The organism is Methylobacterium sp. CM6257 (assembly GCF_054611515.1).
Genome location: NZ_CM137735.1, coordinates 6735717 through 6760346, shown reverse-complemented (window position 1 = coordinate 6760346; position 24630 = coordinate 6735717). Strand labels below are relative to the sequence as shown.

The window sequence follows — 24630 nt, the reverse complement described above, 5'->3', positions numbered from 1 at the left end:
ATGAAGCGGGCGGGTGGACGACCTGTGTTCCGAAGGCCCGGACCCGCCGCGCGGGTCCGGGATGACGCGGCGCTGACGCGCCCTCAGGCGAGGGCCGACTTCAGCTTGTCGGCGAGGTCGGTGCGCTCCCAGGAGAAGCCGCCATCGGCCTCCGGGGCGCGGCCGAAATGGCCGTAAGCCGAGGTCCGCGCGTAGATCGGCTTGTTGAGGCCGAGCGCCGTGCGGATGCCGCGGGGCGAGAGGTCCATGGCATCCATCAGGACGGCCTCGAGCTTGGCCTCGTCCACGTTCCCGGTGCCGTGCAGGTCCACGTAGATCGAGAGGGGCTTCGACACGCCGATCGCGTAGGCGAGCTGGATCGTCGCCCGGCGGGCAAGGCCCGCGGCGACGACGTTCTTGGCCAGGTAGCGGGCCGCATAGGCCGCCGAGCGGTCGACCTTGGTCGGATCCTTGCCCGAGAAGGCACCACCGCCATGCGGCGCCGCGCCGCCGTAGGTATCCACGATGATCTTGCGGCCGGTCAGGCCGGCATCGCCGTCCGGGCCGCCGATCACGAACTTGCCGGTCGGGTTCACGTGCCAGGCGGTGCCCTCGTTCACCCAGCCCTCCGGGAGGGCCCTGCGGATGTAGGGCTCGACGATGGCGCGCACGTCGGCCGAATCGAGGGACTCGTCGAGGTGCTGGGTCGAGAGCACGATCTGCGTGACCTCGACCGGGCGGCCGTTCTCGTAGCGGACCGTCACCTGGCTCTTCGCGTCCGGGCCGAGCTTGGCAGCCTCGCCCTGCTTGGCCTTGCGGGCATCGGCGAGGTCCTTGAGGATCTTGTGCGCGTAGAAGATCGGCGCCGGCATCAGCTCGGGCGTCTCGTCGGCGGCGTAGCCGAACATGATCCCCTGGTCGCCCGCGCCCTCGTCCTTGTTGCCGGCCGCGTCCACGCCCTGGGCGATATCGGCCGACTGCGCATGCAGATGGATGGCGACGTCGTTGTTCTTCCAGTGGAAGCCCGACTGCTCGTAGCCGATGTCCTTCACGGCCTCGCGGGTCAGGGCCTCGAGATCCTTGAAGGTGACCGAGTCAGGCCCGCGCACCTCGCCGGCGATGACGATGCGGTTGGTGGTGGCGAGCGTCTCGACCCCGAGCCGCGCCTCCGGCATCACCGACAGGTACGCGTCGACCACGGTGTCCGAGATCCGGTCGCAGACCTTGTCCGGATGGCCTTCGGACACGGACTCGCTGGTGAAGAGGTAGTTGGAGCGCGGCATCGGACGGCCTCGATTCAAGAGGTACGCCGTCGCGATCGCGGCGTTTGACCCTTATGGGGCCGGGGTTCTGGCACCCGCTCGGACCACGGTCAAGGCGGATCACCGAACGAATCCGCTATAACGGACGATATGGATGAAAAAAAGGTCCGCCCGCGGCTGAGCCGCCGTCCTCTCTCAGCCGCCGAGCTTGCTCTCAAGGGCGCGGATCGCGTCGGCCACGTCGCGGCGCGCCTCCTCGGAGAAGTTCTCGGTGATGTGGCGCCCCACGGCCTCTGCCAGACCCTTAAGGCCGCCCTCGGCCAGGATGGACTGCTCCGGCTCGCTGAAGCCCGGAGCGATAAAGTCGTCGCTGCGCGGCATGCCTTTGAAGAAGTAATCCATCGGCACTCCGGTCATCCGGGAAAAGATGTCCAGGTGAACGGCGCTGATTCGGTTCGTGCCCTTCTCGTACTTCTGAAGCTGGGCGGCAGACATGCCGAAGCTCTGCGCAACGCGGCGTTGCGTGAGAGACGCCTTTCGGCGCTGCTCGGCGATGCGCTGCCCGACATAGACGTCGCGCTGATCGGTTTTCTGACCCGCCATGAAGAGCTCGTTCACCCCCTGCCCTGATTCCCGGCAGCGAAGCTTAGCGCGGCCCTCGGATCTTGTCACCGGGACGGGGGTGAAGCGGGAAACGATCTGATGCGCCGCCGGATCGGCGGCGACCGCGGAGTTGGAATGCTGGTGTCCCCGGCAGGGCTCGAACCTGCGACCCCAGGTTTCATACCACTTCGGCTTTCACCGCCGCGTCCCCAGGGGCCGCGTTCGTGGCCTGGACTATCCCTTCACCTTGGGCGGGGCTCGCGCCCCACCGTTAGGTGCCGCCCGTCTAGTCTCTACACCTTCCTGCGGGACGCGGACACGTCGCGCAGGCTTGGCTCGGGATCGGCAGGGCTCCGGACGACGAGGCGCCGGTGCCGGGAGCTTTCCCCGACTTTGAGCGGATCCGCCGCGCGGTTTCCCGGCGCGACGCCCAATTGAACCTGTTTAGGAAACCTGTGCTCTGTCCAGCTGAGCTACGGAGACGACCGTGCGCTCCATAGCATTCTCCCCGTCCGAGGCCAACCGCACCCGATGGACAGAGCGGGCTCCGGCAGCATGATGCGCCGGGGGCGTTCGATGATCAGGAAGGCGGGACCGGCAGGAGCGCGGCACCGGGTGGGTCCCGCGGCAGCCCTGACGATCGCACTCGTGCTCGCGGCCTGCGGCTATGCCATGCCGGTCCGGGCGGCCCCGCGGGCGGGCGCGGCGGAGTGCCTGACGGGACCGGCGCGAATCGATGTCCTGGAGGGGATCGGGCCGCGAGGGGAGATCCGCCTGGTGTCCGGAGCCCGCACCGTGCTCGATTCCCTGCGGTGGCCGGACGCGCCGGAGGCCGCTGCGGCGGCACGGGCCTGGCTCGATGTGCGGCGCGGCAACAGCCTCACGGTGACGCCGCGCGGGCAACCCGACCGCTGGGGGCGGGAGCGGGCCGACATCCAGGCCGCCGGGGGCGGCGACGATCTCGCGGGGGGCCTGATCGGGGCGGGTCTCGCCTTTGCCGACGCGACCGAGGCCGATTCGCTCTGCCGCCCGGCCCTGCGTATGGTCGAGGAGGCCGCGCGCGCGAACCGGCGCGGCCTGTGGGGTGCGCCGCTCCCGTCGGCCGCCGACGGGCCGGCCCTCCGGGCGTTGGCTGGGCGCTTCGCCGTCGTGGAGGGCCGCGTGCGTCATGTCGGCGAGCGCGGCGCCCGAACCTATCTCGATTTCGGGATCCGCGGCGCGGACGCGCTCACGGTCACGGTATCGAAACGCACTTGGCGAATGGTGCGCGCACGTGGTTTGAGTGCGGCCTCGCTCGACGGCCGGCGCGTGCGCGTGCGCGGCATCCTGGAGGTCTGGCGCGGCCCGACCCTGGAGGCCGGCGCCGACGCCATCGAGGTCCTCAGCGAGTCGGAGCGGCCGGAGGCCGGGCCGGAGAAGGAACAGGAGCTGCGGCGCTGATCGCGATGGGCGGGATCACGGGGCAATTTCGGTCGGCAGGGTCTCTCCTGAGCGGCATGGTGGCACTCTGTGTCCTGGCCGGCCTGCTTGGCGCCTGCGTGGCCGACCAGACCGCGGCGACCGTCCGGCCGGCCGTCGTGCGGGTGCCGGCGGAGGCGCCACGGACCACCGGCCGCGAGCGCGTGGCCGATGGCGACCACCTCAAGCTCGTGGCCTCCTTCGGGGGCGAGGCGCGCGCGCCTGCCGTGACTCGGATGCTCACGGAGGTGACCGACCGTCTCGTGAAGGCGAGCGACCGGCCGGACCAAGCCTACGCGGTGACGCTCCTCGACTCGCCCGTGGTCAACGCCTTCGCGCTGCCGAATGGACGCCTTTACGTCACCCGCGGTCTGGTGGCGCTGGCGAGCGACACCTCCGAGGTGGCCGCCGTGCTGGCGCACGAGATGGCCCACGTGACCCTCAACCACGCCACGGCCCGGAGCGAGCTGGAGCTGCGCTCGGCGCTGGTCAGCCGGGTCGTGGCGGATGTGCTGAACGATCCCGATACCGGCGCGCAGCTGCAGCACCAGTCGCGCTTCGCGCTGGCCCGCTTCTCCCGCGAGCAGGAGCTGGAGGCGGACGCCACCGGCGTGCGCACTCTCGCCAAGGCCGGCTACGACCCGTTCGCGGCCGGCCGGTTCCTCACCGCCCTCAACCGCTCCACCGCGCTGAAGGCGGGGGGCGCGACCGCACCCGACATGCTGGCGACCCATCCGGGCACGGCCGAGCGCATCACCCAGGTCACCCGGGCGGCGCGCCGCATCGGCGCACCGGGAATCGGTATCGACGACCGCGCGACCTATCTCTCGGCGGTGGACGGGCTTGCCTACGGTGACAACCCGCGCGACGGCGCGGTGCGGGGCCGCCGCTTCATCCATCCCGGCCTCGGCATCGCCTTCGAGGTGCCCGACGGCTTCGCCCTGGAGAACACCCGCTCGGCCGTGCTCGGCACGACCCAGGACGGCAACCGGCGCCTGCTGTTCGACCAGATCGAGGCCAAGGAGGGCCAGCCCCTCGACGCGGTGCTGAAGGCGAGCTGGAACGACGCTCTGGACCCGGCCGGCTCCGAATCCCGAGAGGTGTCCGGCCATCCGGCGGCCTTCGCGCTCTCGCGGGGGAAGGACTGGACCTTCCGCTTGGCGGCGATCCGAATCGGCGATTCGACCTACCGGATGATCATGGCGGCCAAGGGCGCGACCGATCCCGATCCGGCCTTCCGCCGCTGGACCGCGACCCTCGTTGCAATGTCGCCCGATGAGGTGGTGCTGCGCCCCCTGCGGCTGCAGGTGGTCCAGGCGACCTCGACCAGCTCCGAGGAGCTTGCCCGCCGCATGGCGGTCCCGGATCGGGCGCTCGACCGGTTCCTCGTCCTCAACGGGCTGGAGCGGGGCGCCCAGCTCGTCCCGGGCCGCGGCTACAAGATCGTGGCGGAATAGCCGCCCTGCACGGCCGCGGCTTGTGCGGGACCGGGCCACGGGGATCCTTCCGCCGTCGTTCAGGGAGAGAGCCGTGATTCGATTCTTCTACAATCTCAGCCCCAACCCCATGAAGGTCGCCCTCTGCCTGGAGGAGATGGGCCTGCCCTACGAGCCGGTGCCGGTGGATCCGCGCAAGGGCGAGCAGTTCGACCCCGCCTACACGGCGATCAATCCGAACGCCAAGGTGCCGGCGATCGTCGACGGCGACGTGACGGTGTTCGATTCGAACGCGATCCTGCTCTACCTCGCGGGCAAGACCGGCCGGTTCCTGCCCGAGGGTGAGCCGGTGCGGGGCGAGATGCTGTCCTGGCTGATGTTCGTGGCCACCGGCCTCGGGCCGTTCTCCGGCCAGTGCGTGCACTTCCGCCACTTCGCGCAGGATGGGGGCGCCTACGCCACCGAGCGCTACGCGTTCGAGGCGCGCCGCCACTGGGGCATCCTCGACCAGCGCCTCGCGGGCCGTCCCTACGTGCTGGGCGAGGAATACACGATCGTCGACATGGCAGTGTGGGGCTGGGCCCGGATGGTGCAGTTCGTGCTCGGCGAGACCGCCTTCGCGGATCTGCCGAACGTGAAGCGCCATCTCGACGCGATCAACGCGCGCCCCGCCGCCCAGGCCGCCGAGGCCCTGAAGGGTCGCCACGCCTTCAAGGCCGAGATGGATGCCGAGGCCCGCGGCTTCATGTTCCGCGCCACGCAGAGCGCCGCCTGACGGCGCCCCCGAGATCCGGCCGCCCTCGCCTCAGGGTGCGGGGGCGGTCACCGTGAGCATCGGCAAGGTCACAGCGAGCGTGCCGTCCGGTGCCCGCGCGGTGCCGAGCGTCAGGCAGGCTGCGAGGCCGAGACACAAGGCGAGACCGAGCAGCGAGGTCTCGAAGCCGCGATAGACCCAATCCATGGCGGTCCCCTTTCGCGAAGGACCTTCAGGATGCGCCGCCCGGGTTAACGGATCGGTGCGCGTCCTTACTCACCAGCCGGAGGCGACGAGGGCCGCCCCGGCGGCGATCAGCGCGACGCCCGTCCAGGCGGCGAGGCTCAGGCTCTCGCCGAGCAGGCTCGCGCCGAAGAGCGCCACCAGCACGACGCTCAGCTTGTCGATCGGCGCGACCCGGGCGGCGTCCCCCAGGGACAGCGCCCGGAAGTAGCAGAGCCAGGACGCCCCGGTGGCGAGCCCCGACAGGATCAGGAAGACGAAGCTGCGTCCGGAAATCTGCGCGAGACTGCTCGCCTGCCCGGTACCGAGGACGATCGCCCCGGCGAAGGCCAGGATGACGACCGTGCGCACGAAGGTCGCGGCATCCGACTGCACGCCCGAGACGCCGACCTTGGCGAGGATCGCGGTGAGCGCCGCGAATACCGCGGCGGCGAGCGCCCAGAAGCGCCAGGATTGCAGCAGATGACTCACGCGGATCTCATGCTGAGAAGCCGCCGTGCGGTGGGCACGACGGCTCTCCTGTAGCAGGTCGCCGGGTGCGGGACCGCAATCGTGTCCCGTGAAACAGCGGTGCCTTACAGCAGTTTGTCGACGGTGATCGGCAGATGGCGCACCCGCTTCCCGGTGGCGTGGAAGACGGCATTGGTGATCGCCGCCGCGACACCGACGATGCCGATCTCGCCGAGCCCCTTCACGCCAAGCGGGTTCGCCTTGTCCTCCTCGTCCACGAAGATCACGTCGATGTCGTAGATGTCGGCGTTTACCGGCACGTGGTACTCGCCGAGATTGTGGTTCATGAACCGGCCGATGCGGTGGTCGAGCATCGACTCCTCCTCCAGCGCGGAGCCGATCCCCATCACCACACCGCCCAGGATCTGGCTGCGTGCGGTCTTCGGGTTCAGCACCTTGCCGGCCGCGATGGCCGAGACGACACGGGTCACCCGGACCTGACCCAGCTCCTCGTCGACCTTCACCTCCGCGAATATCGCCGAGTGCGTGTAAGCCTCGTATTTTTGGTTGAAGTCCTGGTCGGGTCCGGCCTGCTCGATGGCCTCGACCTTGTCGACGCCCGCGGCCTGCATCACCTCGACCAGCGAGACGCTGCGGCTCGGATCGCCCGCCACGGAAATGCGACCGTCCGAGAACACCGCCCGCTCGAAGTCGACATTGGCCAGCGGCGAGTTCTCCATGGCGCGGGCCAGCTTGAACACCTGCGCGGCGACGTTGCGGCAGGCCTTCATCACGGCGGTGCCGGAGGAGGCGGCGGTCCAGGATCCGCCCGCGACCGGGGCCTCGGGCAGGCGGGTGTCGCCGAGCTTGGCCGTCACCGCGTCCATCGGCAGGCCGAGGGTGTCGGCCGCGATCTGCGTCAGGATCGTGTAGGTGCCGGTTCCGAGGTCGCCGGTGGAGTTGCCCACCGTGAGGCGGCCGTCCGGCGTCAGGGTCGCGATGGCGCTCGACTGCATCATCATCGATTCCCAGATGCCGGTGGCCACGCCCCAGCCGACCAGCTCCCGCCCTTCACGGGTGGAGCGCGGCTCGGGATTGCGCTTCGACCAGCCGAACCGCTCGGCGCCGAGCTCGAAGCAGCGCCGCAGCTCCTTCGAGCCGAAGGGCTTGCCCTCGGCGGTGGCATCGGATTCGGCGTAGTTCCGGAGCCGCAGGTCGATCGGGTCGAGCCCGGTCGCGTAGGCGAGCTCGTCCATGGCGGTCTCGATGGCGAAGACGCCGGTGACGGCGCCCGGCGCGCGCATGTCGCCCGGCGTCGGCGTGTCGAGCTTCACCAGCCGGTAACCCAGGGCGACGTTGTCACACTTGTAGAGGACGCCCGACCAGTTGACGACGACCTCCTGATAATCCTCGAAGTGCGAGGTGCCCTGAACGGCGTCGTGCCGCAAAGCCGTCAGCTTTCCGTCCGGCTCGGCACCGAGCGCGATCGTCTGCAGGGCCTCGGACCGGTAGGTGAAGCTCCACATCTGGTCGCGGGTCAGGGTCACCCGCACCGAGCGCTTCAGTTCCTGCGCGGCCAGCATCGCCAGGAACAGCTGATACTGCGGGCGCAGGCCCGAGCCGAAGCCGCCGCCGAGATAAGGGTTGAGCACCCGCACCTGATCGGGCTTCAGGCCGAACACGTTGGCGAGGTACTGGTGGCTGTTCGAGACGCCCTGGATCTTGTCGTAGACCGTGTAGGTGCCGTCCTGCTCCACCACCACGGTGGAGGCGTGCGGCTCCATCGGGTTGTGGTGCTCGTCGGCGAGGCTGTAGGCGCCCTGCACGCGGACCGGCGCGCAGCCGAAGGCCTTGTCGGCGTCGCCCCACGGTTCCGGCGGCGGCTTGATGCCCATGCGCTTGTAGGGAGGCTCGTAGGCGGTGCCGCGCAGGGCCTCCAAGTCGGTCCCGGGCTCCTGCATCTCGTAGCTGACGCGGACGAGCGATGCGGCGTAGCGCGCCGTCTCGAAATCCTCCGCCACCACCAGGGCGACCGGCTGGCCGCTGAACACGATGAGGTCGTCGTAGAGGGCGCGGAACGGCGAGCCGGGGGGCGCCACCGCGTCCTGGAAGTTCTTGTCCCGCCACGCGGTGCGCGGCCGGTTCTCATGGGTGAGCACCTTGAGGACGCCCGGCACCGCCTCGGCCTCGGCGGCGTCGATGGCGGTGATCCGGCCCTTGGCGATGGCGCTCGACACGACATAGCCGTAGGCGAGATCCGGGGCGGCGAACTCGCCGGCGTATTTGGCGAGGCCGGTGACCTTGGCGGGCCCGTCGATGCGGCTGCGCGGGCTGCCGACGAAGGTGTCGCGGCCGGTGGAGCTGAAGGTCTGGGTCATAGCGGGGCCTACTGGATGCGCTTGTCGCTGAGCGACTGGGGCGTGCCGGCGGCGGCCTGTTCGAGGCCGCGCACGATGGCCCGCCGGGCGAGATCGATCTTGAAGCCGTTGGTCGATTGCGGCTTGGCCTCCGCGACGATGAGGTCGGCCGCCGCCTGGAAGCTCTCCCGGATGGCAGGCTTGCCCTCCAGCAGGGCCTCGGCCTCGCGGTTGCGCCAGGGCTTGTGGGCGACGCCGCCGAGCGCCAGCCGGGCGGTCTTCACCGTGTCGCCGTCGAGTTCCAGGCCTGCCGCCACCGAGACCAGGGCGAAGGCGTAGGACAGGCGGTCGCGCAGCTTCAGGTAGGTGTAGTGCTGCGGGAAGCGGCTCTCCGGCAGGTCCACCGAGACGATGATCTCGCCGGGGGCGAGGTTCGTGTCCTTCTCGGGAGATTCGCCCGGCAGGCGGTGGAACTCGGAGAACGGGATCGACCGGTCACCCTGCGGCCCGCTCACCTGCACGGTGGCCTCCAGGGCCGCCAGCGCGATGCACATGTCGGAGGGGTGGGTGGCGATGCAGTGCTCGCTCGTCCCGAAGATCGCGTGAATGCGGTTCATCCCGCCGATCGCCGGACAGCCGGAGCCGGGCGCGCGTTTGTTGCAGGGCGTGGCTACGTCGTAGAAGTAGTAGCAGCGGGTCCGCTGGAGCAGGTTGCCGCCCGTGGAGGCGGCGTTGCGCAGTTGCGCCGAGGCGCCGGCCAGGATGGCGTTGCGCAGCAGCGGATAGCCCGCCGCGACCCGGTCGTCGTACGCGACCTTGGCGTTGGTGGCGAGTGCGCCGATCCGGAGGCCGCCCCCGTGATCCTCGATCCGGTCGAGAGGCAGACGGGTGATGTCGATCAGCCGGCCCGGCTTCTCGACCTCGTACTTCATCAGGTCGATCAGGTTGGTGCCGCCGGCGATGAAGCGGGCCCCAGCTCCGAAGGCCTGCACCGCCTCCGCCACGGTGCCGGCGCGGACGTAGTCGAAGCGGTTCATCGGGCGCCTCCCTGCATGACGTCCTCGATGGCGTCGACGATGTTGGTGTAGGCGCCGCAGCGGCAGATGTTGCCGCTCATCGCCTCGCGGATCTCGTCGCGGGTGTGGGCGTGGCCCTCGTTCATCAGGCCGACCGACGAGCAGAGCTGGCCCGGCGTGCAGTAGCCGCACTGGAAGGCGTCGTGCTCGATGAACGCCTCCTGGATCGGGTGGAGGGCGTTGCTGCCCGCCCGGTCGCCGAGGCGGGCGAGGCCCTCGACGGTCGTGATCTCGGCGCCGTCCCTCATCACCGCGAGTGTCAGGCAGGAATTCACCCGGGTCCCGTTCACCAGGACCGTGCAGGCCCCGCACTGGCCGTGGTCGCAGCCCTTCTTGGTGCCGGTGAGATCGAGCCGCTCGCGCAGCAGATCGAGGAGCGTCGTCCAGGGCGCGACCTGGAGCTCGCGCCGCTGCCCGTTGATCGTGAGCGTGATGCCGATGGGCGTGTCGGCCGACACGGGTGGCTGATTCTCGAGGCGCATGGTGTCGTCCACGGTCTGAGCCGGCCGGGGCCGGACGAGGAGCAGAGAGAGCGGCGACGGGGACGGCGCGCGGGTGCCGGCCGGCCATTCGGTCGATAACCATTCCAATCTGTCCCTGTTCCGCTTGATGCGCGTCGCAGCTCCCCGGCGGCCCCGGCGTCAAAGATCGGAGATTGCCGCGCCCGCTCCGCCTCGGGTAACCCTCGTCCCCGCAGAGTTCACGCCGCACCCCGGAGGCCCCCGATGGCCGCGCTCGACGCGATCCTCAACGACATCGACACGGATCTGGAGAACGCCCTGGAGCGGCTCTTCGCCTTCCTGCGGATCCCGTCGATCTCCACCGATCCGGCCTATGCCGGCCCGTGCCGCGAGGCCGCCGCCTGGCTCGCCCAGGACCTGACCGCGCTCGGCTTCGAGACCTCCGTGGAGGAGACCTCGCTCCATCCGGTGGTGCTGGCCCACAGGCCGAAGCCGGGAGCGCCGCACGTCCTGTTCTACGGCCATTACGACGTGCAGCCGGTCGACCCGCTCGACCTGTGGAAGACGCCGCCCTTCGAGCCGCACATCGCCAACGACGGCCAGGGCGGCAAGAAGATCGTCGGGCGCGGCGCCTCCGACGACAAGGGTCAGGTGATGACCTTCGTGGAGGCCTGCCGGGCCCACATCGCCATGAGTGGCGAGCTGCCCTGCGGCGTCACGATCCTGGTGGAGGGCGCCGAGGAGAGCGGCTCGCAGGGGCTGCCGGAATGGGTCGCGGCGAACCGCGACCGCCTCGGCTGCGACGTTGTGCTGGTCTGCGATACCGGCATGTGGGACCGGAACACGCCGGCCATCACCTCGTCGCTGCGCGGGCTCGCCTATTTCGAGGTGAAGGTCACCTGCGCCGACCGCGACCTGCATTCCGGCTTCTTCGGCGGCGCGGCGCGCAACCCGATCCATGTGCTCGCCAAGATCATCGCCGATCTGCACGACGCGGACGGGCGGGTGACGATCCCGGGCTTCTACGAGGGCGTGCACGAGCGCCCGCCGGAAGTGCTGGAGCAGTGGCGCGGCCTCGGCCTGACGCCCGAGACGCTGCTGGGGCCGATCGGCCTCAAGGAGCCCGCCGGCGAACGCGGGCGCATGCCGATCGAGCTGGTGCAGTCCCGCCCCTCCTGCGACGCCAACGGCATCATTGGCGGTTATACCGGCGAGGGCACCAAGACGGTGATCGCCTCCACCGCCTCGGCCAAGGTCTCGTTCCGCCTCGTGGACGACCAGGATCCGAAGCGGCTGGCCGAAGCGTTCGAGGCCTTCGTGCGCGCGCGGGTTCCGTCCGACTGCAAGGTCGAGGTCATCACCTACAAGGGCTCGCGGGCGATCAGCCTGCCCTTCGATATGCCACAGCTCGAAGCCGCCAAGGCGGCGCTGCAGGACGAGTGGGGCGTGCCGGCGGTGACCGTGGGCGCGGGCGGCTCGATCCCGATCGTCGGCGACTTCAAGCGGATCCTCGGGCGCGACACCCTGCTGATCGGTTTCGGGCTCGACGACGACCGCATCCACTCGCCCAACGAGAAGTACGACCTGACGAGCTTCCACAAGGGCACGCGCTCCTGGGCGCGGATCCTGGCGGCCCTCGGGCAGGGCTGATCTCAGCCGGCCGCCGCCTGCATCTTCCCGTCGATCCAGGCCCAGAGGGCCCGGATCTCCTCCGCGGCCTGGCTGCCGGGGGCGTATTCGGTGACGCCGAGGCCCGTCGCCAGGGCGTCCTGATGATCGACCCGATGGATGATGCCCGGCTCGGCCAGCACCCCCAGTGTCCGCAATTGCGCGGCGTAGGCGCTGGTGCGCGGCGACGGCGGCGGCGGGCACTGGTTCAGCACCAGAGCCAGCCGGTCCCGCAGCCCGAGGCCGACCAGCGCCTGGAGCGTGGGGCGGGCCGCCACGATATCGAGCCGGGAGGGCCGCACCGGCATCAGGACGAAATCGGCGTCTCTCAGGGCGGGCGCGAGCCCGGCCGAGCTGCCGGCGGTGTCGAGGACGGCGAGGGTCGTGCCCTGCTCCGCAAGGATGCCCAGAATCTCCGAAAGCTGACCGATTTCCCAGGGCTGGATGCGGTCGACCGCCACGCCGCCATCCTTGCGGAGGGTCCCCCAGCCGGCGAGCGAGCCCTGCGGGTCGAGGTCCAGCGCGGTGACATGCTCACCGCTTTCCGCCGCGGCGACGGCCAGGGAGGCCGCCAGCGTGGTCTTGCCCGTGCCGCCCTTCTGAACCGCGACCGCGAGGATCCTCAGAGGCCGGGCCTCCTGTCGAGCCGGAGCCTCGGGCTCTCGTTCGGATCCTTGGGGATCCATGCGCCTCCTACCCATCGCTCTCGAGCCCGGTCCCGTGCCCGTCGCGGCACCGGAAAACGGCCATCTGCTCCCGTGCTGCGCACGGAACCGCGCGCCGGCCCCGGTGCCGCAGGCCCGTACCCGTGAATCGCCCGTCGGGGCTCTCCGTTACGGCAATCGTGGGCCAGGTAACATGACGATCGAGCCCCGAACACAGGGCCCGATCGTCCTTGCTCTTGAGAATCGCCAAGTTCGCCACCGGTTAAAATCGAACTTGCATCCTCCATGGTCTGGACATGAAGCCAAATCCGACGCGCACGCCGCTCCTTAAATCAATTCGGCATGCCGCTGATATTTTTCGGCTCTTAACGTGCGCCGTTCATGCCCGTCAAGTCGTCCGACCAAATAGCAAACGCCTTCTCTTTATTGCATCGATTTTCAGATCAAAGAACAAGCTGTACCTGCAACTCCGCCCGCCGAGATCGATTCATGAATTCTCGTTTGCCGTTATAGCGTGGTAGTCAAACCGAGGAATACAGCACCCTCTTCGATAGGCCCGGAGGCTTCCGCCCGGGACAGCAGCGCGCCGGAGCGCTCCATCTCGCCCGCCGAGCGCGGCGCCTGCAGCGAGTGGAACTCTCGTCCTCGGCATGCGCCGCATTGCCGGTGCCGCGCCGATCGGAGATGGACGGCGGCGGCCGTCACCCCTACGAGATCCCGCGCCCGCGAATCGATGCGGATCCAGTCAGGGAGGCCGGCATGCATGACCTGTCGCACGATCCCGACTTCTTCGCCGTGCTCACCGGCAGCTACGCGCGACGCCTCGGCGAGACGCTGGTGCCGGACGGCGCGGATGCGGCGTGGCTCTACGGGTCGGCCCCCTTCGCGGTCCTCGCCCATGACGGTGGCGGGGATCCGCGCTTCGTCTACGCCAACAAGGCCGCGCAGGCCTGTTTCGGCTATACGCGGGAGGAACTCGTCGGCCTGCCGTCGCGCCTCTCGGCCGAGGCGCCCGAGCGCGCCGAGCGGCAGCGGCTCCTCGACGCGGTCGCCCGGGACGGGTTCAGCCGGGGTTATCGCGGGCTGCGGATCGCCAAGGACGGGCGTCGCTTCTGGATCGAGCGGGCGGTGGTCTGGCAACTCGACCGCGATGGCGTGACGGTGGGTCAGGCGGCGACGTTTTCGGACTGGCGCGACGCCTGACGGGAGCGGAGCTCCCGCAGGGCGGCCGCCACTTCCTCTCCCGTGTCTCGATCGCGAACGCCGCATAGGGCGTGTCGAACCCTAGACCCACATCATGGCGCGGCAGCTCGGCGGGGATGCTCCCCTGATGGCGGGCATCACGGCGACGCAGACCGTCCTCCCCCGAGACCGTCGTCCCCCGGCGACGATCCCGCTCATGCTGATCGGTCTCGCCCCAATCATCCGGTTCTGGAGGGCGAGCGAAGATCCGAATGGCCACCGTCTTTGGAGCCGGGCCGTGATGGTCGTGGCGCCGGGTTCCGCCTTTCCGCATCCTGCTTTCGCGGGCGGTACGGAGCGCCGGACTTGGCCCACACGCCAGATCCTGCTTGCCACGGCCGATTGACGGGGCCGGCCGGCGCGGCAGCCCGGATCCGGCCGGCCCGAGCTCCTCAGGCCCGCCCCTCCTGCACGGCGTGGCAGGCGACGCCGTCGAGCAGCGCCGGCACCTCGGCGCGGCAGCGGTCGTTCGCCAGCGGGCAGCGCGGGTTGAAGGTGCAGCCGGGCGGCGGGTCGATCGGGTTCGGGATCTCGCCGGAGACCGGGACCCGCGCGCGGCCGACATGGGCGAGGTCGGGCACCGCGTCGAGCAGCATCCGCGTGTAGGGGTGGCGCGGCGCGGCGAACAGGTCCTTGGCGGCCGCGACCTCCACGAGCCGACCGAGATACATCACGCCCACGCGGGTCGCCATGTGGCGGACCACGGCGAGGTTGTGGGAGATGAACAGGTAGGTGAGCCCCAGCCGGTCCTGCAGGTCGCGCATCAGGTTGAGGATCTGGGCCTGCACCGACACGTCCAGCGCCGAGGTCGGCTCGTCGCCCACCAGGAACTCGGCCTGGCTCGCGAGCGCCCGGGCGATGGCCACCCGCTGGCGCTGGCCGCCGGAGAATTCGTGCGGGTACTTGCGGGCGTCATCGGCGTGGAGCCCGACGAGGCCGAGCAGCTCGCCGACCCGAGCGCGGATCGCCGCCTCCCCCTGGATCAGGTCGAAGGCGCGGATCGGCTCCGCGATGATCTTTCCCACCCGCCAGCGCGGGTTCATGGACGCGTAGGGGTCCTGGAAGATCATCTGGATGCGCGCGCGCAGGCGGCGCCGCGCGGCGGCCTGGCGCGGATCGGTCATCGAGACGCCGGTGATCCGTACCTCGCCCGCCGTGGGCGGCAGCAGGCCGACCACCATCCGCGCCACCGTCGACTTGCCGGAGCCGGATTCACCCACGATCGCGAAGGTCTCGCCCTTCTGGATCGCGAAGCCGACCCGGTCCACCGCCGTGAGGAGCCGGCGCGGCTCGCGCTCGATCACCCGGTTGAGCCAGGGCTTGGAGACGTCGAACTGGCGGCGGAGATCGGTGACTTCGACGTAGGCGCTCACGCTGCGCGCTCCGCTGCATCGTACAGGTGACAGGCCACCCGGCTCGCCTCCACCGCCTGCGGCTCCGGCCGCTCGACCCGGCAGCGGGCGAAGACCTTCGGGCAGCGCGGGTTGAAGGCGCAGCCCTTGGGGATGGCGGTGAGCCGCGGCATCGATCCGGGGATCTGGCTGAGCCGGTCGGCCTCCTGCGACAGGGTCGGGATCGCCCCCATCAGGCCGACCGCGTAGGGGTGGTGGGGCTTGGCGATCACCGAGGCGACCGGGCCGATCTCGGCAACCCGCCCGGCATACATCACCGCCACCCGGTCGGCGGCCTCGGCGATGACGCCCATGTCATGGGTCACCAGCATCACGGCGGTGCCGTGCTCGCGGCAGAGGCGCTTCAGCAGGGTGATGATCTGGGCCTGGACCGAGACATCGAGCGCCGTGGTCGGCTCGTCGGCGATGATCAGCTCCGGCTCGGCGGCGAGCGCGAGCGCGATCACCACCCGCTGGCGCATGCCGCCGGAGAACTCGTGCGGGTAGCCGTCGATGCGCCGCTCGGGCGCCGGGATGCCGACCTCGGCGAGGAGATCGATGGCGCGGCTGCGGGCGGCCCTGGCCGACAGGTCGGTGTGGGTGCGCAGGGTCTCGACGATCTGGTCGCCCACCCGGAACAGCGGGTCCAGCGAGGTCAGCGGATCCTGGAAGATCATGCCGATGCGCTTGCCCCGCACCCGCCGCATCGCCTCCGGGGAAAGATTGTCGATGCGCTCGCCGCGCAGGCGGATCTCGCCGCCGGCGATCCGGCCGGGGCGGTCGATCAGGCCGATCACGGCCGAGCCGGTCACCGACTTGCCCGCCCCGGACTCGCCGACGACGCCCAGGATCTCGCCGCGGCCGATGTCGAAGGAGACCCGGTCGATGGCGGTGAGCGGCCCGCGGCGGGTGTCGAAGGCGACCGTCAGGTCGCGCACGGAGAGGATGGTTTCGGTCATGGCGTGCGGGCTCCCACGGCGGAGCTTTCTCCCACCCGCGCCCTGATCCTGAGGTGCCGAAGCGCGGCGGAGGCCTCGAAGGAGCACTCCAGCCAGCCGCGCCATCCCTGGAGCCCACCTTCGCAGCCGCTGACGCGGCACCTCAGGATGGGGGCGTGGATAAGATCCAGCCGGGGATTGTGGGAGGCCAAATCCATCATTGCAGCTTCGGATTGAGCGCGTCGCGCAGCCAATCCCCCAGGAGGTTGATGGCGATGACGAGGCCGGCCAGCGCGACTCCCGGGAAGGCGACGATCCACCACTCACCGGAGAACAGGAAGCGGTTGCCGGTGCGGATCAGCGTGCCGAGCGACGGCATGGTCTCGGGCAGGCCGGTGCCGAGGAACGACAGGGTCGCCTCGGTGATGATGGCGAGCGCGAGGTTGATCGTCGCGATGACGAAGACCGGGCCGGTGACGTTCGGCAGCACGTGGCGGACCATGATCACCGGGGGCGACAGGCCGATCAGGCGCGCCGCCTGGACGTAGTCCTTGCCCTTCTCGACCATCACGGAGGAGCGCACGGTGCGAGCGTACTGTACCCAGAAGGACAGGCCGATCGAGACGACGATCAGCCCGATCAGCGGGCCGACATCGAGGGCGCTGCCGAAACTCGCCTTGGCGACGCCGTCCACCACCAGGGCGATCAGGATCGCCGGGAAGGTGAGCTGCACGTCGGCGACCCGCATGATCAGTGTGTCGAGGAAGCCCCCCGCGTAGCCGGCGATCAGGCCGAGCGCGATCCCCAGCACGCCGGAGGTCAGCACCCCGAGCACGCCCACGATCAGCGACAGGCGCAGGCCGTAGAGCACCGCCGAGAGCACGTCCCGGCCTTGGTCGTCGGTGCCGAGATAGTAGGGCGCCTGCCCATCCGCCTGCCAGATCGGTGGCAGGTTGGAGTTGATCAGGTCGAGCTGGGCCGGATCGTAGGGATTCTGCGGGGCGATCCACGGCGCCGCGAAGGCGAGCCCGACCATCAGCAACGTGGCGATGAGCGCCGCCACCGCGGTCTTCGAGCGCAGGAAGTTCGCCAGCAGGTCGGAGTCCCGCCAGCGCGCGAACCGAGACGGCGCCGCCTCCGGCAAGGGGACCGGCGGGGCGTCGCCCGCGTCGAGGTCGTATCCGCTCATGCGTGTGCCCTCACGCCGTCCGCCCGGCGGGCAGCCGCAGGCGCGGATCCACCACCGTGTAGAGGATGTCGACCACGAGGTTGATGGTCACGAAGATCAGCGCGACGAGCAGCAGGTACGCGGACATGATCGGGATATCGACGTTCTGCACGGCCTGGACGAAGAGCAGGCCCATGCCGGGCCACTGGAACACCGTCTCGGTGATGATCGAGAAGGCGATCACCGAGCCGAGCTGCAGCCCCGCGATGGTGATCACCGGCACGAGGGTGTTCTTGAGCGCGTGCCGCAGGTGGACGGCGCGGGTGGTGAGCCCCCGCGCCCGGGCGAAGCGGATGTAGTCGGTGCGTAAGACCTCCAGCATCTCGGCGCGTACCAGCCGCATGATCAGCGTCATCTGGAACAGGCCGAGGGTGATGGAGGGCAGGATCAGCGCCTTGAGCCCGGAGGCGGTCAGGAAGCCCGTGGTCCACCAGCCGAGCCGCACCGTGTCGCCGCGCCCGTAGGAGGGCAGCCAGCCCAGCGTCACCGAGAACAGGTAGATCAGCAGGATGCCGATCAGGAAGGTCGGCAGGCTGATCCCGATCAGCGAGACCGCCTGGAACAGCCCGGCGAGCCAGGATTCTCGGCGCAGCGCGCAGTAGACGCCCATCAGGATCCCCACCACCAGGGCGAAGATCGTGGCGCAGAAGGCGAGCTCCAGCGTCGCCGGCATGCGCTCGGCGAGCAGCTGCGAGACCGGCTGCCGGAACTGGTACGAGATGCCGAACTGGCCCCGCACCACGCTGCCGGCGTAGCGGGCGAACTGGACCAGCACGGGATCGTCGAGGCCCAGATCCTTACGGATCTGAGCCCGCTCGGCCACGGTGGTGTCGGGTCCCACGATCTGGTTCACGGGATCGCCCGCGAACCGGAACATCGCGAAGGCGATGAGCCCGACGACCGCGAGGACCGCGGCCGCCTGGATCACCCGGCGCAGCAGGAAGGCGAGCACGCCTCAGGCTCCTACGACGGGTCCTTCGACACCCAGTAGAGCAGGAGCAGGTTGTCGGCGCGCTGGGTCAGGTGGACCTTCTTGGAGACGCCCCAGGCCAGCGCCTGCTGGTGCAGCGGGATGTAGCCCCAATCGGCGTTCAGGACGTCGAAGCCCTCCTTGATCAGGGCGTCCCGCTTGGCCTTGTCGGTCTCGGATTCGACCTTGTCGGCAATCGCGTCGATCTTCGGGTCGCAATAGCCCGCGAGGTTCCAGCCGCCGCGGCCGGACTTGTCGCCAGGCTTCCGGCAGCCGACGATCTCGTAGAGGATGTTGTGGCTGTCGAGCGAGGACGGGGTCCAGCCGAGCAGGTAGAACGAGGTGTCGTAATTCGGCGCCAGCACCTTGGCGAAGTACTTGGCCTTCGGCTGCGCGTTGAGGTTCACCTTGACGTTGATGCGGGCCAGCATCGAGACCACCGCCTGGCAGATCGCCTCGTCGTTGACGTAGCGGTCATTGGGGCAATCCATGGTGAGCGAGAACCCATCCGGGTAGCCCGCCTGGGCCATCAGCTCCTTGGCCTTCTTGAGGTCGGTGGCCGGACGCTTGAACTCGGCCCCGCGGTCGAACAGGCTCGGAGCGATCATCAGGGCCGAGGGCACCGCCTGCCCGCGCATGACCCGCTTGGCGATCGTGTCCTCGTCGATGGCGAGGTAGAAGGCCTCGCGCACCTTGATGTCCTTGAACGGGTTCTTGCCCTTGACGCTCGAATCCTTCAGCTCGTCCCGGTCCTGGTCCATCCCGAGGAAGATCGTGCGCAGTTCGGGCCCGGCCATCACCGTGGCAGTGCCGCTGGCGTTCACCCGCTGCTGGTCCTGCAGCGGTACGGGATCGATCCAGTCGACCTCGCCCGAGAGCAGCGCGGCGACGCGGGTCGCCGGGTTGGCGATGGTGGTGAGAATCGCCTCGTCGAGGTTCGACTCGACCTTGCCCCAGTAGCCGTCGAACTTCTTGAAGACGGTCTTCACGCCGGGCTGGTGCTCGGTGATCACGAACGGGCCGGTGCCGTTCTCGTGCAGGGTGGCGTAGCTCGGGCTGGTGGCGTTGGGCGGCGTCGGCTGCACGACGCCGTTCTTCTCGGCCCACGCCTTCGACATGATCACCCAGGTCGGGAACTGGGCGATGGCGATGGGATTCGGCTTCGAGAGCTTCATGTCGACGGTGTAGTCGTCGACCTTCACGAATTCGGCGTCGGCCGGGACGTTGGTGGTGAAGTTCGAGCCCGGGGCCCGGACGCGCTGGGCGGAGAAGATCACGTCGTCGGCCGTGAAGGGCGAGCCGTCGTGGAACTTGACGTTCTTGCGCAGGTGGAAGCGCCAGCGGGTCGGCTCCGGCGTCTCCCAGGATTCGGCGAGGCCCGGCGCGAATTTCAGGTTCTTGTCGAGGTTGACGAGAGGCTCGTAGGCCGCCTGCTGCATGCCCTCCGTGAAGCTCTCCTTGAGGGAGTACGGATCGAGGGATTTCAGATCACCCTGGAAGGCGAAGCGGAAGACGTTGGCGGCCTGCGCGGGCAACGCCGCGAAGGCGAACGTCGCGACCGCGCCCGTGGCCACGCCGCGGACGAGGGTCTTCAGGGCTGAACGGGGCAAGCGGATCTCCGGAACCGTGAATGCGACACCGGCAGGCGGCCCGCGGTGTCCACCGCGGCGCCAGCAAGCTTCGGACCATCTGTATACAAGACGACGGGCGAGCCTGTCGCGGTCGAGTGACATTCCCCGGCCGCCATAGCGGGTTTTCCCCGCCTGATGCCGTCTCTGGTTGATGACTTTGATGCCGACGCCCCGCGATAGGCGCGTGCGATGCTGCCTTCGCACAGTGAGGCGCGGGTTCCCTCTCCCGAGCGGGAGAGGGGGTGCGTCGCGCCTTGCGGGAACCAGGGCGCGAACGCCTCGGCTCACTCGGCCGCCACCCGCGCCGGCTCGTGCCGTGCACCGGCCTCCGCCCGCTCGCCCTCCGCCACCGCCTTGCGCCGGAACAGGCGCATGACGACGACGAAGAAGACCGGCACGAAGAACACCGCCAGCACGGTGGCGGTGATCATGCCGCCCATCACGCCGGTGCCGATCGCCTGCTGGCTCTTCGAGGCGGCGCCGGTGGCGATGGCCAGCGGCACCACGCCGAAGATGAAGGCGAGCGAGGTCATCACGATCGGCCGGAACCGGAGCGTGGCCGCTTCGACCGCGGCCCGCACCACCGAGGTCCCGGGCTTCCACAGGTCCTTGGCGAATTCCACGATCAGGATCGCGTTCTTGGCCGAGAGCCCGATGATCGTGATCAGCCCGATCTTGAAGTAGACGTCGTTGGGCATGCCGCGCAGGTGCACGGCCGCCACGGCGCCGATCACGCCGAGCGGGATCACCAGCATCACCGAGACGGGGATCGCCCAGCTCTCGTAGAGCGCCGCGAGGCACAGGAACACGATCAGCACCGAGAGGCCGAGCAGCAGCGTCGCCTGGCTGCCCGCCTGCTTCTCCTGGTAGGACTGACCCGTCCAGGCGTAGCCGAAGCCCTTGGGCAGCTGGAGCATCAGCCGCTCCATCTCGGCGATCGCGTCGCCCGACGTGTAGCCAGGATTCGGCTCGCCGGTGAAGCGCACCGACTGGTAGCCGTTGAAGCCGACGATCTGGCTTGGCCCCATCCCCCATTTCAGCTCCGCGAAGGAGGACATCGGCACCATCGTGCCGCTGGCGTTCTTCACCGCGTAGTTGAGGATGTCCGACGCGTTCATGCGCTGGAGCTGCTCGGCCTGGACGTAGACGCGCTGCATCTTGCCGCGGTTCGGGAAGTCGTTGGGGTAGACCGAGCCGAGGTTGAGCTGGATCGTGGCGTTGATGTCCTCGAACTTCACGCCGAGCGCCGCCGCCTTCTCGCGGTCGATGACCAGCTCTGCCTGCGGGGTCGGCGGCAGGCCCTCGATCTTCACCTTCTGGAGAACCGGGCTGGCCGATGCGAGCTTCAGGAGCTGCTCCTGGGCCGAGAGCAGGGCTGCGTAGCCGCGGTTCGCCCGGTCCTGGAGGCGGAACGAGAACCCCGCCGCGTTGCCGAGATTGTCCACCGGCGGCGGTTCCTGGGCGTCCACCGTGGCGTCGCGGTAAGTGGCGAGCGCCGCGTTGGTGCCGGCGACGAGGGCGGCGGCCGAGTTCTTGGCGTCGCGCTCGGCCCAGGGCTTCAGGGTGACGAAGGCCTGGCTGGTGCTGGGGGCCTGACCCGAGAACGAGAAGCCGTTGAGCATCGTCACGGTGGCGACGCCGGGCTGGGCCAGCAGGTGCTCCTCGACCTTGCGGACCGCCTCCTGGGTGCGGTTGTAGGAGGCGCCCGGCGGGGTCTGGATATCCACCGTGAAGAAGCCCTGGTCCTCCACCGGCAGGAAGCCCTCCGGCAGGTTGACGAAGGCGTAGGCCGTGCCCGCCACCAGCGCGACGTAGACCAGCATCACCCGGCCGGACTTGCGGATGAACCACGCGGTGCCGCGGCCGTAGCGGGCGGTCTCCCGGTCGACGAACCGGTTGAACATCCCGAACACACCGCCCTTGGCGTGACCGTGCCCCTTGGCGACCGGCTTCAGGAAGGTCGCGCAGAGCGCGGGCGTCAGCGACAGGGCGAGCAGCGCCGAGAACGCGATGGAGGTCACCATCGCGATCGAGAACTGCCGGTAGATGATGCCCACCGAGCCGGGGAAGAACGCCATCGGGACGAAGACGGCCATCAGCACCAGGGTGATGCCGATGATCGCCCCGGTGATCTGCCCCATGGCCTTCTTGGTGGCCTCCTTGGGGGGCAGCCCCTCCTCGTTCATGATGCGCTCGACGTTCTCCACCACCACGATGGCGTCGTCGACCAGGATGCCGATGGCCAGCACCATGCCGAACATGGTGAGGACGTTCACCGAGAAGCCCGAAAGCCACATCACCGTGACCGTGCCCATCAGGGCGATCGGCACCACGATGGTGGGGATCAGGGTATAGCGGATGTTCTGCAGGAACAGGAACATCACGAGGAAGACCAGCACGACCGCCTCGACGAGCGTGTGCAGCACCTTCTCGATCGAGGCCTCGACCGCCGGAGTGATGTCGTAGGGGATGTCCCACTTCAGGTCCGGCGGGAAGAACTGGGACAGCTCCACCATCTTGGCGCGGATCGCCTTGGCGGTCTCGAGCGCGTTGCCGTCGGGGGCCAGCGTCACCGAGATGCCGGCCGCCGGGCCGCCGTTCAGCCGGGTGGAGAACTGGTAGGCGTCGCCGCCGAGCTCGATCCGCGCCACGTCGCGCAGGCGCACGTTCGAGCCGTCGGGATTGGCCCGCAGCACGATGGCGCCGAACTCCTCGATCGTGCCGAGCTGGCCCTTCACGATGATCGGCATGGTCAGCGACTGCCGGGTCGGGCTCGGCTGCGCGCCGACCGCCCCGGAGGCGACCTGGACGTTCTGGTTGCGGATCGCGTCGGTCACGTCCGAGGCGCTGAGCGAGAGGCCGCGCAGCTTGTCGGGATCGACCCAGACCCGGAGCGAGCGCTCGGTGGAGTAGAGCGTCGCGCGCCCGACCCCGGGGATGCGGCGGATCTCGTTAATGACGTTGCGGATCAGGAAGTCACCGAGGCCCACCTCGTCCATCGAGCCGTCTTTGGAGACCAGCGTGATGATGTTGAGGGTCGCGGCCGAGGCCTCCTCCACGAGGATGCCCTGCTGGCGCACCTCGGCCGGAAGGCGTGCCTCGACGCGCTTCAGCCGGTTCTGCACCTCCACGGAGGCGAGCGACGGGTCGGTGCCCGGTTCGAAGGTGGCGGTGATGTTGACCGAGCCGAACGAGTCGGTGGTCGACTCGAAGTTCATGATGTTGGCGGCCCCGTTCAGCTCATCCTCGATGAGCCGGGTCGTGCCGATGTAGAGGCTCTCCACCGAGGCGCCCGGATAGGCCGTGGACAGGGCGATCTGCGGCGGCGCGATCACCGGATACTGCGCCACCGGCAGGTTCGGGACGGCGAGGGCACCGCCCAGGCAGATAAACAGGGCCACCACCCAGGCGAAGACCGGCCGGTCGATGAAGAAGCGTGCCATGATCGGGCTCTCCCGGGCTCAGTGGCGCTGCCGGACGGCGGCCCGCTGCGCCGCGTCCGCCGTGTCGCCCGGATTCTTGGTGCCCGGCGCGTCCGGGGCCTCGTCGGCATCGTGCTTCGGACCGGCCTCGCCATGGACCGGAGTCTGATCGAGGGGCTTCACCTTCGCGCCCACGGTGATCTTCTGGAAACCGTCGACCACGACCCGCTCGCCGGCCTTGAGGCCGGAGCGGATCAGCCAGTTCTGCCCGACCACCGGCCCGACCTCGACGGGCTGGCGCATCACGGTCTCGTCGGCGCGCACCACCCAGACCTCGGCGCGGCCGTCATCAGTGCGCTGGATCGCCTGCTGCGGCACCGCGATGGCGTCGGAATCGATGCCCTGCTTGATCCGCGCCCGGACGTACATGCCGGGGAACAGCTCGTCGTGCGGGTTGGGGAACTGCACGCGCAGCGTCACCTGGCCGGTGCTCGGATCGGCGGTGACGTCGGAGAACAGCAGCCGGCCGGCCAGCGGATAGAGCGAGCCGTCATCCATGATCAGGTGGACGTTGGCGGTGTTGTCCTCCAGCCGCGCCAGCTCGCCGCTGGCGAGGTCCCGGCGCAGGCGGTTCAATTCGCCGACCGACTGCGTGATGTCGACATAGATCGGGTCGAGCTGCTGGATCGTGGCGAGCGCCCCTGTGGAGCCGGGCTCGATCAGGGTGCCCTCGGTGAGCAGCGCCCGGCCGATGCGGCCGGTGATCGGCGCGCGCACGTCGGTCCAGCCGAGGTTGAGCTGCGCCCGGTCGCGGGTCGCCTTGGCGCCGGCGACCTCCGCCTCGGCCTGCTTCTTGGCCGCGAAGGCCGCGTCGTACTGCGCCTGGCTGGCGGTGGCGCGGCTGAGCAGCTGCTCGAGCCGGTCGGCCTGCTGGCGAGCGAGCACGAGGGCGGCCTCCTGGCGGGCGAGCGCCGCCTCGGCGCTGGCGAGCTCGACCTCGTAGGGCGCGGGGTCGATCTTGTAGAGGATGTCGCCTTCCTTGACCTGACTGCCCTGCTCGAACAGCCGCTTGACCACGAGTCCGGAGACCCGGGAGCGGACCTCGGCGATGCGCATCGGGGCGACGCGGCCCGGCAGGTCGCGGAGATACGGGATCGCCTGGGGCTCCACGGTGACGAAGCCGACCTCCGGCACCGGGGGCGTCGGCGCGGCGGCCTGCTTCGGGTTACAGGCGGCGAGGCCGAGCAGGAGCAGGGAAGCGGGCCAGGCGACCTTCGCGCGGGCCAGGCGGCGGGGAGAGGACGGGGTTCGGGCGGACAGAGTGCGGGTCACGGTTACCGACGCTCCTGAAAGCATGCGTCTGCTGAGGCTCGCGCGGACAGGGCCGCGCTTCGTC

General features: G+C 69.6%; 20 protein-coding genes. 5 read left to right on the top strand and 15 right to left on the bottom strand.

The genetic code is table 11. From position 1 onward, the window contains the following. Positions 1 to 83 precede the first annotated feature (83 nt). Positions 84 to 1262, bottom strand: coding sequence for a methionine adenosyltransferase (metK, locus tag ACYCO6_RS32960; protein ID WP_459767325.1), 1179 nt, complete (start codon positions 1260 to 1262; stop codon positions 84 to 86). Positions 1263 to 1436: 174 nt separating this feature from the next. After that, positions 1437 to 1844, bottom strand: a complete 408-nt coding sequence (locus ACYCO6_RS32955; protein ID WP_459773831.1) for a helix-turn-helix domain-containing protein — start codon at positions 1842 to 1844, stop codon at positions 1437 to 1439. A 576-nt stretch (positions 1845 to 2420) separates the two neighbouring features. Here ACYCO6_RS32955 and ACYCO6_RS32950 point away from each other — a divergent pair. The 3 genes from ACYCO6_RS32950 to ACYCO6_RS32940 all read left to right on the top strand — a co-directional run bounded on the left by ACYCO6_RS32950 (position 2421) and on the right by ACYCO6_RS32940 (position 5513). Then, on the top strand, positions 2421 to 3284 hold the full coding sequence (locus tag ACYCO6_RS32950; RefSeq protein WP_459767322.1) for a thermonuclease family protein: 864 nt from the start codon (positions 2421 to 2423) through the stop codon (positions 3282 to 3284). A gap of 5 nt (positions 3285 to 3289) precedes the next feature. Then, positions 3290 to 4759 (top strand): M48 family metalloprotease, encoded by a 1470-nt coding sequence (locus ACYCO6_RS32945; RefSeq protein ID WP_459767320.1) that lies wholly within the window; start codon positions 3290 to 3292, stop codon positions 4757 to 4759. A 73-nt stretch (positions 4760 to 4832) separates the two neighbouring features. Continuing rightward, the gene (locus ACYCO6_RS32940) at positions 4833 to 5513 is read left to right on the top strand and encodes a glutathione S-transferase family protein (protein ID WP_459767317.1); all 681 of its coding nucleotides are present in this window, start codon (positions 4833 to 4835) and stop codon (positions 5511 to 5513) included. A 30-nt stretch (positions 5514 to 5543) separates the two neighbouring features. On the opposite strand, the gene ACYCO6_RS32935 is transcribed toward ACYCO6_RS32940, so the two are convergent. The 5 genes from ACYCO6_RS32935 to ACYCO6_RS32915 all read right to left on the bottom strand — a co-directional run bounded on the left by ACYCO6_RS32935 (position 5544) and on the right by ACYCO6_RS32915 (position 10100). Further along, the gene (locus ACYCO6_RS32935) at positions 5544 to 5699 is read right to left on the bottom strand and encodes a hypothetical protein (RefSeq protein WP_459767315.1); all 156 of its coding nucleotides are present in this window, start codon (positions 5697 to 5699) and stop codon (positions 5544 to 5546) included. Positions 5700 to 5768: 69 nt separating this feature from the next. Next, positions 5769 to 6206: an EamA family transporter gene (locus ACYCO6_RS32930; RefSeq protein ID WP_459767313.1), complete on the bottom strand. Its 438-nt coding sequence runs from the start codon at positions 6204 to 6206 to the stop codon at positions 5769 to 5771. A gap of 104 nt (positions 6207 to 6310) precedes the next feature. Further along, positions 6311 to 8563, bottom strand: coding sequence for a xanthine dehydrogenase family protein molybdopterin-binding subunit (locus tag ACYCO6_RS32925; RefSeq protein ID WP_459767310.1), 2253 nt, complete (start codon positions 8561 to 8563; stop codon positions 6311 to 6313). A gap of 8 nt (positions 8564 to 8571) precedes the next feature. Further along, positions 8572 to 9579, bottom strand: a complete 1008-nt coding sequence (locus tag ACYCO6_RS32920) for an FAD binding domain-containing protein (RefSeq protein ID WP_459767308.1) — start codon at positions 9577 to 9579, stop codon at positions 8572 to 8574. Continuing rightward, positions 9576 to 10100 carry a (2Fe-2S)-binding protein gene (locus ACYCO6_RS32915; protein ID WP_459767305.1) on the bottom strand — a complete coding sequence of 175 codons (525 nt, stop codon included), beginning with the start codon at positions 10098 to 10100 and terminating at the stop codon, positions 9576 to 9578. Before ACYCO6_RS32915 ends, ACYCO6_RS32920 begins: the two co-directional genes overlap by 4 nt. A 243-nt stretch (positions 10101 to 10343) precedes the next feature. Here ACYCO6_RS32915 and ACYCO6_RS32910 point away from each other — a divergent pair, with 243 nt between their 5' ends. Next, positions 10344 to 11729, top strand: a complete 1386-nt coding sequence (locus ACYCO6_RS32910) for a M20/M25/M40 family metallo-hydrolase (protein ID WP_459767301.1) — start codon at positions 10344 to 10346, stop codon at positions 11727 to 11729. A 2-nt stretch (positions 11730 to 11731) separates the two neighbouring features. On the opposite strand, the gene ACYCO6_RS32905 is transcribed toward ACYCO6_RS32910, so the two are convergent. Next, entirely contained in the window at positions 11732 to 12433 is a 702-nt protein-coding gene (locus ACYCO6_RS32905; RefSeq protein WP_459767299.1) for a nucleotide-binding protein, read from the bottom strand. A gap of 738 nt (positions 12434 to 13171) precedes the next feature. Between ACYCO6_RS32905 and ACYCO6_RS32900 the strand changes: the two genes are divergently transcribed. Beyond that, positions 13172 to 13615, top strand: a complete 444-nt coding sequence (locus tag ACYCO6_RS32900) for an MEKHLA domain-containing protein (RefSeq protein WP_459767296.1) — start codon at positions 13172 to 13174, stop codon at positions 13613 to 13615. Positions 13616 to 14046: 431 nt separating this feature from the next. Here ACYCO6_RS32900 and ACYCO6_RS32895 read toward each other — a convergent pair whose 3' ends face one another. The 7 genes from ACYCO6_RS32895 to ACYCO6_RS32865 form a co-directional block, all read right to left on the bottom strand. Then, positions 14047 to 15027, bottom strand: a complete 981-nt coding sequence (locus tag ACYCO6_RS32895; protein ID WP_459767294.1) for an ABC transporter ATP-binding protein — start codon at positions 15025 to 15027, stop codon at positions 14047 to 14049. Then, positions 15024 to 16004, bottom strand: coding sequence for an ABC transporter ATP-binding protein (locus ACYCO6_RS32890; RefSeq protein WP_459767292.1), 981 nt, complete (start codon positions 16002 to 16004; stop codon positions 15024 to 15026). The genes ACYCO6_RS32895 and ACYCO6_RS32890 overlap by 4 nt, the downstream gene beginning before the upstream one ends. Positions 16005 to 16200: 196 nt before the next feature. Next, entirely contained in the window at positions 16201 to 17172 is a 972-nt protein-coding gene (locus ACYCO6_RS32885; protein WP_459767290.1) for an ABC transporter permease, read from the bottom strand. A gap of 10 nt (positions 17173 to 17182) precedes the next feature. Next, a complete protein-coding gene (locus ACYCO6_RS32880; RefSeq protein ID WP_459767287.1) occupies positions 17183 to 18163 on the bottom strand; it encodes an ABC transporter permease in 981 nt (326 codons plus the stop codon). Between the two features lie 11 nt (positions 18164 to 18174). After that, positions 18175 to 19791 carry an ABC transporter substrate-binding protein gene (locus tag ACYCO6_RS32875; RefSeq protein WP_459767285.1) on the bottom strand — a complete coding sequence of 539 codons (1617 nt, stop codon included), beginning with the start codon at positions 19789 to 19791 and terminating at the stop codon, positions 18175 to 18177. 305 nt (positions 19792 to 20096) lie between these two features. Beyond that, on the bottom strand, positions 20097 to 23255 hold the full coding sequence (locus ACYCO6_RS32870; protein ID WP_459767283.1) for a multidrug efflux RND transporter permease subunit: 3159 nt from the start codon (positions 23253 to 23255) through the stop codon (positions 20097 to 20099). 18 nt (positions 23256 to 23273) lie between these two features. Next, positions 23274 to 24590, bottom strand: coding sequence for an efflux RND transporter periplasmic adaptor subunit (locus ACYCO6_RS32865; RefSeq protein WP_459767281.1), 1317 nt, complete (start codon positions 24588 to 24590; stop codon positions 23274 to 23276). Between the last annotated feature and the right edge of the window lie 40 nt (positions 24591 to 24630).